This is a genomic window from Tenacibaculum sp. 1_MG-2023 (assembly GCF_030547425.1).
Classification (GTDB): Bacteria; Bacteroidota; Bacteroidia; order Flavobacteriales; family Flavobacteriaceae; genus Polaribacter.
The window spans coordinates 1-11,067 of the sequence record NZ_JAUORH010000037.1 but is presented as its reverse complement, the minus strand read 5'-3'; the positions used below and the strand labels follow the sequence as shown (position 1 = coordinate 11,067).

Sequence of the window (11,067 nt, the reverse complement as noted above, 5' to 3'; positions counted from 1 at the left end):
ATGTTTTTACCTTCAAATTGTTCCATTTATCAGTATTTTAAAGCAAAAAAATACAGATTTTAAATTAATAAGTCAAATTATTCATATTAAAATTAGTGCAGACAAAATTTCTAATAATTCTGTATTGTCTGGTATTAGGACTATATTGCATGAGTATATTCATGCAGATATGTTTAGAAAATTAAATACAAAAGATAAAAAAAACAATTCTGAAGTAAAAGATTTTAAAGAAACATACGAAAAATATAAAAGAGAAAAGCAACATGAAAGTATGGCGAAATTATATGTAAATTCTATGACTAAAGCTTTAAAAGAAATACACAAAACTATTTTATTAAGAGAGTACAATTATTTGTCACAAGATGGCACCAAATCACTCGACAATTTATACGAAGCTTTGGCTTGGCAAGGGTTAAAGGGTCACGACGTCCAAGCATATACAAAGTTGTCTGCTACTAAAAAAGAAGCTTTAAAAAAAGCACTTAATACATATTCTCATAGTTTAACAAAAAACTGCCCACAATAATCATGAAAAATCTATTTATTATTTTGCTACTAACAAGCTCCTTTCTTGTGAAAGCACAACAAAAACAAGACACTTTATTTATTAAATATGATAATAGATATTTAAAGAAAGTTCAAAACCCAATAACAAAAGAATATAAGTATTTTATAAATGATGAAGATAATGATTCAGAGTATATGTTCTTTTTAGAGAAAAAAACATATACTAATTTAAAAACTTATTCAAAAATTCATTGTTTAAAAAAACTACTGAGAAAATCTAAAGTGTATAATAAAAAAAAACTTGACGATTATATTTTTTTTAACTTTTTATCTTCTCTCAGTAAGAAAAACATCTATTTTCTTAAAAAAGAAAATCTTTTTATAGAGTTTGATTTAATTATGTCAATAGACAATTAATATAAAGATTTCTAAATATTAATTCATAGTAAATACTTTTTTCTTATTAAGATTAAAAATAGGTACCATTATTTGGGTATCTATTTTTAATCTTAATACCACTCAGTGAAACTTTAATGCTTTTTTCTTTTATAGTGAGACTAAACAAATGATTGTGTGAAAATATTTTTAGAAAAAAGTTTTTAGTTTGGTTATCACAAACAAAATTCTATATACTTCTTTGCGTCTAAATAAGAAATCTTTTTTAAGTACTAAAATTCCTGTAGTTTATCTCTAAAAAAAGGGAAGTATTTTCTATTTTTGTGCCTTTCAACACAACAACAAAACATGAACTTAACAGAATTAAACGCCATCTCTCCTATTGATGGTAGATACCGTAACAAAGTAGCAAGCTTAGCGAACTATTTTTCAGAAGAAGCTTTAATAAAATATCGTGTAAAGGTAGAAATTGAATATTTCATTGCTTTATGTGAAATTCCATTACCTCAGTTAGCTGATTTCAACAAAGATTTATACGCTGATTTACGTAAAATTTACACAGCTTTTTCTACGGAAGACGCGCAAAAAATTAAAGAAATTGAAAGCGTTACCAATCACGATGTAAAAGCTGTTGAGTACTTTATTAAAGAGAAGTTTGACGCTTTAAGCTTACAGAAATATAAAGAATTTATCCACTTCGGATTAACGTCTCAAGATATTAACAATACTGCTATTCCATTATCTATTAAAGATGCGATGGATGAAGTATACTACCCTACTTTAGATACTTTAGTTTGTAAGTTAGCTGATTTATCAGAAGAATGGGAAAACGTACCAATGTTAGCAAGAACTCACGGGCAACCAGCCTCTCCTACTCGTTTAGGAAAAGAGTTTTTTGTATTTGTAGAACGTATTAACAATCAGGTTATTCACATACAACACACACCACACGCCGCGAAGTTTGGTGGAGCTACAGGTAATTACAATGCACACAAAGTAGCGTATCCAGATATCGATTGGAAAAACTTCGGAACTCATTTCGTTGAAGAAGTGTTAGGTTTACACCACTCCTTCCCTACTACGCAGATTGAGCACTACGATCACATGGCAGCTTTATACGACGGATTAAAGCGTGTAAATACGATTTTAATTGATTTAGATCGTGATGTTTGGACGTATGTTTCTAACGATTATTTCAAGCAAAAAATCAAGAAAGGAGAAGTAGGTTCATCTGCAATGCCACATAAAGTAAACCCTATCGATTTTGAAAACTCTGAAGGAAACTTAGGTATTGCCAATGCAATTTTTGAGCATTTATCTGCTAAGTTACCGCTTTCAAGATTACAACGTGATTTAACGGATAGTACGGTATTACGTAACGTTGGAGTTCCTTTCGGACATACCTTAATTGGTTTTGCTTCTACTTTAAAAGGATTGAACAAGTTATTATTAAACGAAGCTAAATTTGCTGAAGATTTAGAAAATAACTGGGCGGTAGTTGCTGAGGCTATTCAAACTATTTTACGTCGTGAAGCGTATCCAAATCCATACGAAGCGTTAAAAGGGTTAACGCGTACGAACGAAAAAATCAACAAAGATTCTATCGCTAATTTTATTGATACTTTAGAAGTTTCTGATGCGATTAAAAATGAATTAAAACAAATTACACCATCTAATTACACAGGTATATAATGAGATATTTAGGTATTTTTTTAGTTTTATTTTTAGCTATTTCATGTACTCCAGAGAAAAAAGGAGACCCAACACGTTTTGTTCACGGAACATTTGAAATTCCTGCTGGTGATAACTACGGAAAAACAACTATTGTAAGAAAAGATAGCTTACAAATAGAAGAGTATACTAAAAAAGTAAGTATTTCTACTGACAGCTTAGTTACTGAAAAAGAAATAAAGCATATAGATACACTCTACATCAAATGGAAAAATAATTTCGCATATACTCTGCGAATGAAAAATCCGAAAACTGATTTAGATAAAGATCCTATATTTGTTCAAATAACTAAAGTTACTGATAGCTCTTATAGTTTTACCGCAAAAATTGGCTATTCTAACTTTAAACAAAAAGGAACTGTATATAAAGTACAATAAACTATGGATATTTTCTTACAACCTGATACGTGGGGTGCTTTAGTAACCTTAACTTTTTTAGAAATTATATTAGGTATTGATAACATTATTTTTATCTCAATAGCTGCAAATAAGCTACCTGAAAATCAACAAAAAAAAGCAACGAATATTGGGCTGTTCTTAGCCATGGTACTTCGTATTTTGCTGCTATTTGGTATTTCATTGCTTATTGCTATGAACTCTCCTTTTTTTAACATCGATTTATCTTGGTTCAAAGCTGGAGTTACTGGGCAGGCATTAATTTTATTTGCCGGTGGAATATTCCTATTATATAAAAGTACTAAAGAAATTCACCATAAAGTTGAAGGCTATGCTGAAGATGAAAATGATGGTAAGCCTAAAAAAGGATACACATTAACGCAAGCTGTTATACAAATTACGTTAATTAACATTGTTTTCTCTTTTGACTCTATTTTAACAGCTGTAGGAATGACTAATGGTATTGAAGGTGCTATGGTTATTATGATTACTTCTGTTGTATTATCTATGGTTATTATGATGTTATTTGCAAATCCAGTAGGAAAATTTGTAAGCAAGCACCCAACCATTCAAATGTTAGGATTGTCTTTCTTAATCTTAATTGGATTCATGCTTATTGCAGAAGGAGCACATTTATCGCATGCTACTCTTTTTGGAGAAGAAATAGGGAGTATTCCTAAAGCCTATTTATATTTTGCCATTACTTTTTCTTTAGTAGTAGAAATGCTAAATATGAAAATGCGAGGGAATTCAAAAAAGCATTAAGAAAATATTAAGACTATAAAAAAATAAAACCTAATAGTTAATTTCTATTAGGTTTTATTTTTTATACTTTTGTTCCTTGTGATTCAACTAAAAAAACATATTGCTTTACTAAGTATATTAATTCTACTATTACCAACTGTAGTTTTAACGATACACTTATTTGAAAATCATGAGCATACTGTTTGTACATCTACTAGTGAGCATCACTTCCACGCGCAAGAACTTGATTGTTCTTTAGCTAATTATCATTTAAACACATTTACGTATCAAACAGCTGAGAACTTTTCAGTTGTACCACAACACTTTTACAAATTAGATTACGAGACGCAACCTCAGTTAATCTCTTTTATATATGCTGATAAAAGATCTTCTAGAGCACCCCCATATTTTACTGTATCATAATATTGTTATAAAAACTAACAAAACACATCGTTAACAGTAAAATTCATTTTAATGAAGAAATTAATAAACTTCCTATTATTCATAGGAGTATCTGCTATATATGCACAAAACAACTTATCAGGGAAAATTACAGACACTGATAACCAACCACTTTTAGGAGTAGAAATATACTCTGAACAATTACATAAAGGAACTGTAACCAACGAAAATGGTACCTACAGCATACAAAACATTCCTAACGGAAAAATTACCTTTAACTTTACCTTCTTAGGTTTTAAAACTGTTTCAAAAGAATTTAATTTTAATAATGAAAACATCTCTTTTGACCTTCACTTAGAAGAATCTATTTTTAAAATTGATGAAGTAATTATCTCAACTCCTTTCAATAAATTACAATCAGAAAATGTAATGAAAGTTGAGCGTCTTTCGGCGAGAGCTATCCAAAAAACAGGAGCTACAACGTTAGCAGAAGGAATTACAAATATTGCAGGAGTTTCTCAAATTTCTACTGGAACATCTATTGGAAAACCTGTTATTAGAGGTTTAAGTGGTAACAGGGTTTTAGTGTACACACAAGGTATTCGATTAGAAAATCAACAATTTGGTGGAGAACACGGTTTAGGTATTAACGACGCTGGTGTTGCTGGTGTTGAAGTTATTAAAGGCCCTGCTTCGCTTTTATATGGTTCAGATGCTTTGGGTGGAGTTTTATATATTCAACCAGAAAAATTTGCTCCTGAAAACACTACTAAACTTAATGTAAATCAGCGTTATTTTAGTAATACTTTAGGTACAAACACTTCGCTTGGCCTAACATCTTCTTTAAAAAATTGGCAATTCTTAGCTAGAGGAACGTATGCACAACATGCAGATTACAAAACACCTAGCTATAGGGTTACAAATACTCGATTTAAAGAAAAAGATTTAAAATTAGGTGTAGGCTTTCATGAAAAAAACTTTTCTTCTGAGTTACGCTATAACTTCAATAATTCTAAGTTAGGGTTAACTGAAGGGATTGGAGAGCAAACCAAAGAAACTCATTTTGAAACTCCTTATCAAGATATCGACAATCATATTATAAGCTTACACAATCATATTTTCTTTAAAAACTCAAAATTAGATATCGATTTAGGGTACACCTTTAATAACCGTAAAGAATTTGAAGATCATCATGAGCATGAAGAGGAACACGAAGAAGGTGAGGAAGATCATGATCATGAAGAAGAGCATGAACATGAAGAGCATCACGAAGAAGGTGAAGCTGCTTTAAACATGAAGCTAAAAACGTTTAGCTACAACACAAAGTATCATCTTCCTAAATTTGGAAATTTTGAAGTTTTAATAGGTGCTCAAGGTTTACATCAAACCAATACTAACTTTGGTGAAGAACTATTAATTCCTAACGCTACTGTAAACGATTTTGGTGTATTTACTACAGCAAATTATGAACTGAATGACAATACTTCTTTACAAGCTGGTATTCGTTATGATAATAGAGCTATCACTACAGAAAGACACGAAGTGGCACATGAAGATGAAGTACATATTTTTGAAGCTATAGATAAGTCTTTTAATAGTTTTACAGCTTCTTTTGGTGCTAAAACTAAACTTTTTAATACTGTTACAACTCGTTTAAATGTTGCAAGCGGATTTAGGGCTCCTAACCTTGCTGAGTTAACTTCTAACGGAGTACACCACGGTACAAATCGTTTTGAAGTTGGTAATAACAACCTAGTTAATGAGAAAAACTTACAGTTTGACCTTTCTTTAGATTATAATTCTGAACATTTTGAGTTATTTGCTAATGGTTTTTACAATAAATTAAACGATTATATTTACTTATCACCAACTGGTGAAATTGAAGATGAAGCTCCTGTTTATACTTACTTACAGGAAGATGCTAAATTATACGGTGGAGAATTTGGTTTTCACTTACACCCACACCCTTTAGATTGGTTACACCTTGAAAGTAGTTTTGAAACGGTTATTGGTAAACAAGATAACGGAAACTATTTACCACTAATCCCTGCAAACACCTTAAAAAATACACTAAGAACAGAATTTTCGAATGAAAAATGGTTACCTAATGGCTATGCTTCTGTAAGCTTACACTCGTTCTTTAAGCAAGATAATGTTAGTGAGTTCGAAACAGCAACACCTGCTTATAATTTGGTTAATCTAGGTATTGGTGGAGATGTTATTATTAGTAAATATACTTTTACCACATCTTTAGCAATTAACAACCTTTTAGATAAGAAATATATAAATCACTTATCAAGATTAAAACCTGACAATATTTTTAACCCTGGTAGAAATATTGTTTTAGGAATAAACTTCACTCTATAAAAAATAACTCCCCAGTAACGCTGTTGCTGGGGAGCTTTTATATAAACAAACTTTAACTTAATAAAGTTTTTAATGCTTTTCCTTTTTAAGCAATTCCGGAAACTTGCGTTTAAACCGATTTAGTCGAGGAATTGAAACTTTTTGCACATACGGATTCTCTGGGTGCAAACGCTCATAGTCTTGATGATACTCTTCCGCAGGATAAAACTTCTCCATCTTTTTAACCTCCGTAACTATTTTCCCTTGATACACATCTTTATTCAATCTTTGAATCGTATTTTCTATGAACCGCTTTTCCTCTTTTGTTTTATAAAAAGCTATTGATCGGTATTGTGAACCGTAATCAGGATGTTGTCCGTTTTTGGTTGTTGGATCATGTGAACCAAAAAACACAGTTACTAATGTTTGAAAACTAACTTTTTTCGGATTGTAATATACTGCTACGGATTCTGCATGCCCTGTTCTACCAGTTCCTATAGTTTTATACGTTGGGTTTTTAGTGTGTCCTCCTGCATATCCTGATACAGCCTCCTCTACTCCATTCACACTTTCAAAAATAGCTTCAACACACCAAAAACAACCACTTGCAAAGTAAGCTACTTTGGTTTCTGAGAATGTTTGTATTGATACCTCTTTTTGCTTCTCTTCTTTTTTTTGTGAGAAACTTAATAAGCTTACCGCTAAAACAACAGCTGTAATTGCTGTTACTACCTTAAATATCTTCATATAATTAGTCTTGTTTATATGTTAGTTGGTCGTACAAAGAATATAATTTTTACAATTGTTTACAACTTTAATATTTCCTTAAGAATTTTGTTTGCGTGTTGCCACTGTGTTTTCTATTTTTGTTTACATAAACAGTAGATTTTAATGGAACATTTTATAGTATCGGCACGTAAATATCGTCCTCAAAATTTTGAAGATGTGGTAGGGCAACAAGCTATTACCAATACGTTAGAAAATGCTATACAAAACAACCATTTAGCACAAGCTTTATTGTTCACAGGACCTCGTGGAGTTGGTAAAACATCGTGTGCTCGTATTTTGGCTAAACGTATTAACCAAGAAGATGCAACTACTGATGATGAAGATTTTGCTTTCAATATTTTTGAATTAGATGCGGCCTCTAACAACTCTGTTGATGATATTCGTAATTTAACTGACCAAGTTCGTATTCCGCCTCAAACAGGAAAATACAAAGTGTATATTATTGATGAGGTTCACATGCTTTCACAAGCTGCTTTTAACGCCTTTTTAAAGACCTTAGAAGAACCGCCAGCACATGCTATCTTTATCTTAGCAACTACAGAAAAGCATAAAATTATACCTACGATATTATCTCGTTGTCAAATTTTTGACTTTAAACGTATTGGTGTTTTAGATGCTAAAGAGTATTTAAAAACCATTTGTACTAAAGAAAATATTACTGCTGAAGATGATGCCTTGCATGTAATTGCACAAAAAGCTGACGGTGCTATGCGTGATGCGCTTTCTATTTTTGATAGAGTTGTAAGTTTCTCAGGAAGCAACTTAACACGAGAAGCAGTTACTCAAAACTTAAATGTGTTAGACTACGATGTGTATTTTAACATTACTGACTTGTTACTTGGAAATAAAATTCCAGAAGTTTTGATGGCTTTTAATGAGGTGCTAGGAAAAGGGTTTGAAGGACATCATTTTATAAATGGTTTGGCTTCTCACTTTAGAGATTTGCTAGTAGCAAAAGACCAAGCTACCATAGCTTTACTTGAGGTTGGAGACAATACAAAAAAGAAGTACTTAGAACAAGCTTCTAAAGCTAGTATGCAGTTTTTGCTCCCTGCTATAGATAAAGCAAACGATTGCGATTTGAAATATCGAGGAAGTAAAAACCAACGGTTATTGGTAGAACTTACTTTAATGCAAATTGCCTCTATCACTTTTGATGGAGCAAAAAAAAAATCTAGCAACTACATAATTCCTGCTACTTTTTTTACCTCTTTATCTCCTTCAGTTAAAAAGACTGAGGTGAAACCTGCTGTTGTAAAAACCCCTAAAAAAGTTGAAACTACACCTGTAACAGCTTCAGCAGCAAAAGAAACTCCTGCTAAACCAGTTTTAAAAAATATTAAACGACGTACCTCTGCTTTATCATTAAAGAGTTTACAGCAAAAGAAAGAAGTAAAAAACGACGTTGATGTAGAGGAAAACTACGATAATCATCCTAGAACTCCTTTTAATCAAGATGAGTTAAAGGATGCTTGGAAAAAATATTATTTTCAACTTCAGAATTTTGGAGAGCGAAGTATAGCCGCTATTTTAGCTTCAGATGAACCTAAACTACAAGAGGATTTTACCATTGTTTTTTCATTACCTAACGATTTAATGAAATCTCAACTTGAAAAAGGAAAACCTAAGTTATTACGTTTTTTACGTGAGAAACTAAATAATTACGGTATTCAAATCAATGTTATTGTAAATGAAACAGTAGAAAAAAAGTTTGCCTATACTCCTCAAGAGAAGTACGACAAACTAAAAGAAAAAAATCCGTTGATTGAGAAACTAAAGAATACTTTTGGGTTAGATGTTTAAATTCTTCCCCACGTAAATCAACTTCCAATCTTCTATTTTCTTTACTTTTTTCTCAAATTCTGAAATTAATAAGATTTCATTCTTCTGACTCTTAACAAAAATTGGAATCGATTTTTGATCTCTATTAATTTCTTCAATTTTCTTCTTATAATCATCAATAGAATTAACTACTGTTTCGTGAATTTCAGGAAATTCTCTTACAGCTTCCATTAAATTAATATAATCATCTTCTATCGTAAATAAATGATCTTCATCTTCGTAATCTTTTGTAATAACTTCTTGTGACGTTGCTAAACGATAAGCACCTTGCTCTCCAAAAATTGATGAGAAATTCGAGATTACAAATTTGTTAATGGAATCACTCCCTGTCATCGCAATTAAATATCCTACATCATTAAGTTCAATATTATCTGTAAGTTGATCGTCATAAATATTTACTTCAATTGACTCCAACCCTTCTTCCTTTGCTTTTTCTACATTTTCAATATTAGAATCAATTAATACTACTCTTCTTTGATTTTGTTTTAAGTATTTAGCAATCATTCTAGCTAAATCTGAAGCCCCAACAATCATTATTGCATTTGAACGCTTTAAAAACACACCAACTAATTTAGCAAATAATCTTGCTGTAGTAGCGTTTAACAAAACAGTTCCTAACACTATCATAAATACCAAAGGTGTTATATACTCAGCTCCTTCAACTCCTTGTTTTAACAATTTACTTCCAAATAAAGAAGCAATACCTGCCGCAACAATACCTCTTGGCCCTACCCAACTAATAAACAGTTTCTCGTTAGTTTTTAAATTCGACTTTGATGTGCTTAAAAATACTGCTAACGGACGTATTACAAACACAATTAAAGCAAATAAAAGCAGTGTTTTCCACTCGTATAATAATGTTAATTCTTTATAGTCAATATTTGCTGATAGTAAAATAAATAGAATAGAAATTAATAAGACACTTAATGATTCTTTGAAGTATAAAATCTCTTTTAAATTCTTTAGTTTACTATTACCCAGTACCATTCCCATTACCACAACGGCTAGTAATCCTGATTCATGAGCAAACAACTCTGATTCAACAAATACTAATAAAACAGTAGATAAAGAAACCACGTTTAGTAAATAATGAGGCACCCATTTTTTGTTGATTATAAATATTAAAGCATGGGCAAAAGTGAACCCGAAAGTGGTTCCGAAAAGGATTATTTTTAAGAATTCTAACAAAGCGGTTCCTGTAAAACCTGCGCCTCCTCCTACACTTATAAATTCAAAAACAAGTACAGCTACTAAAGCTCCAATGGGGTCTATTAATATTCCTTCCCATTTTAAAACTGCCGAAACATCTTTTTTAAGCGGTATATTTCTAAGAATTGGTGTTATTACCGTAGGTCCTGTAACGATTATTAACCCTGAAAATAAAAAAGATAACTCCCAGCTTAAACCAAACACATAATGAGCGATTATAGCGCCTCCAAAAAAGGTAATTGCCGATCCTAAGGTTATTAATTTGGTAATAACAGGACCAATGTTTTTTATTTCTCCGCGTCGTAAGGTTAATCCTCCTTCAAAAAGAATAATACTAATAGATAGTGATACAAAATAATATAGCCCGTCGCCGGGGAATAATCCTTTTTCACCATCCCAAACAGGCTCTATCCATTTACTTCCATCATCATTAAAAAACTCTGCTGCAATAGGTCCTACAAGTAATCCTATTAAGATTAAAGGTAAAATTGCTGGAATTTTAAACCTCCAAGCTACCCATTGTGCTAAAATTCCAAGTATAATTATCCCTGCTAGTTCTAACATATTTTATATTTAAAAAAACTAAAAATACAGTTTTTAATTAAATCCTATTTATATTTATTTAATTTTTTTGAGTTATTAAGTTACGTTCTGTTTTATTTGTTTCCAGGTCATAGGCTCATTATTAATCATTCTAATAATAGAG

9 protein-coding genes and 1 pseudogene are annotated in these 11,067 nt (G+C 31.2%); 8 read left to right on the top strand and 2 right to left on the bottom strand.

Annotated elements, in window-relative coordinates; all coding sequences use genetic code 11:
• The 7 genes and pseudogenes from Q4517_RS15155 to Q4517_RS15125 all read left to right on the top strand — a co-directional run.
• Nucleotides 1-526 (top strand): annotated as a pseudogene (locus Q4517_RS15155) (hypothetical protein); the annotation flags it as partial.
• A gap of 2 nt (nucleotides 527-528) precedes the next feature.
• Nucleotides 529-924 (top strand): hypothetical protein, encoded by a 396-nt coding sequence (locus Q4517_RS15150; protein WP_303511192.1) that lies wholly within the window; start codon nucleotides 529-531, stop codon nucleotides 922-924.
• 327 nt (nucleotides 925-1,251) lie between these two features.
• Nucleotides 1,252-2,595, top strand: coding sequence for an adenylosuccinate lyase (gene purB / locus Q4517_RS15145; RefSeq protein WP_303511189.1), 1,344 nt, complete (start codon nucleotides 1,252-1,254; stop codon nucleotides 2,593-2,595).
• The gene (locus Q4517_RS15140; protein ID WP_303511186.1) at nucleotides 2,595-3,011 is read left to right on the top strand and encodes a hypothetical protein; all 417 of its coding nucleotides are present in this window, start codon (nucleotides 2,595-2,597) and stop codon (nucleotides 3,009-3,011) included. Before purB ends, Q4517_RS15140 begins: the two co-directional genes overlap by 1 nt.
• 3 nt (nucleotides 3,012-3,014) lie before the next feature.
• Entirely contained in the window at nucleotides 3,015-3,794 is a 780-nt protein-coding gene (locus tag Q4517_RS15135) for a TerC family protein (RefSeq protein WP_303511184.1), read from the top strand.
• Nucleotides 3,795-3,872: 78 nt separating this feature from the next.
• Nucleotides 3,873-4,196, top strand: coding sequence for a hypothetical protein (locus Q4517_RS15130; protein ID WP_303511181.1), 324 nt, complete (start codon nucleotides 3,873-3,875; stop codon nucleotides 4,194-4,196).
• 51 nt (nucleotides 4,197-4,247) lie between these two features.
• On the top strand, nucleotides 4,248-6,542 hold the full coding sequence (locus Q4517_RS15125) for a TonB-dependent receptor (RefSeq protein ID WP_303511178.1): 2,295 nt from the start codon (nucleotides 4,248-4,250) through the stop codon (nucleotides 6,540-6,542).
• A 69-nt stretch (nucleotides 6,543-6,611) separates the two neighbouring features.
• Here Q4517_RS15125 and msrA read toward each other — a convergent pair whose 3' ends face one another.
• A complete protein-coding gene (gene msrA / locus Q4517_RS15120; protein WP_303511176.1) occupies nucleotides 6,612-7,268 on the bottom strand; it encodes a peptide-methionine (S)-S-oxide reductase MsrA in 657 nt (218 codons plus the stop codon).
• Nucleotides 7,269-7,412: 144 nt separating this feature from the next.
• Here msrA and dnaX point away from each other — a divergent pair, with 144 nt between their 5' ends.
• Complete coding sequence (gene dnaX, locus Q4517_RS15115; RefSeq protein WP_303511173.1) at nucleotides 7,413-9,113, top strand: DNA polymerase III subunit gamma/tau; 1,701 nt, start codon at nucleotides 7,413-7,415, stop codon at nucleotides 9,111-9,113.
• Here the strand turns inward: dnaX and Q4517_RS15110 are convergent.
• A complete protein-coding gene (locus Q4517_RS15110) occupies nucleotides 9,102-10,925 on the bottom strand; it encodes a sodium:proton antiporter (protein ID WP_303511170.1) in 1,824 nt (607 codons plus the stop codon). The two genes, dnaX and Q4517_RS15110, sit on opposite strands and share 12 nt — an antisense overlap.
• Nucleotides 10,926-11,067: the final 142 nt, after the last annotated feature.

Excerpts from the sequence above, each read along its gene's own strand:
- purB (WP_303511189.1), top strand. The coding sequence starts at position 1,252 with ATGAACTTAACAGAATTAAACGCCATCTCTCCTATTGATGGTAGATAC.
- Q4517_RS15140 (WP_303511186.1), top strand. The coding sequence starts at position 2,595 with ATGAGATATTTAGGTATTTTTTTAGTTTTATTTTTAGCTATTTCATGT.
- Q4517_RS15125 (WP_303511178.1), top strand. The coding sequence starts at position 4,248 with ATGAAGAAATTAATAAACTTCCTATTATTCATAGGAGTATCTGCTATA.
- Q4517_RS15110 (WP_303511170.1), bottom strand. The coding sequence starts at position 10,925 with ATGTTAGAACTAGCAGGGATAATTATACTTGGAATTTTAGCACAATGG.
- Q4517_RS15135 (WP_303511184.1), top strand. The coding sequence starts at position 3,015 with ATGGATATTTTCTTACAACCTGATACGTGGGGTGCTTTAGTAACCTTA.
- dnaX (WP_303511173.1), top strand. The coding sequence starts at position 7,413 with ATGGAACATTTTATAGTATCGGCACGTAAATATCGTCCTCAAAATTTT.
- msrA (WP_303511176.1), bottom strand. The coding sequence starts at position 7,268 with ATGAAGATATTTAAGGTAGTAACAGCAATTACAGCTGTTGTTTTAGCG.
- Q4517_RS15150 (WP_303511192.1), top strand. The coding sequence starts at position 529 with ATGAAAAATCTATTTATTATTTTGCTACTAACAAGCTCCTTTCTTGTG.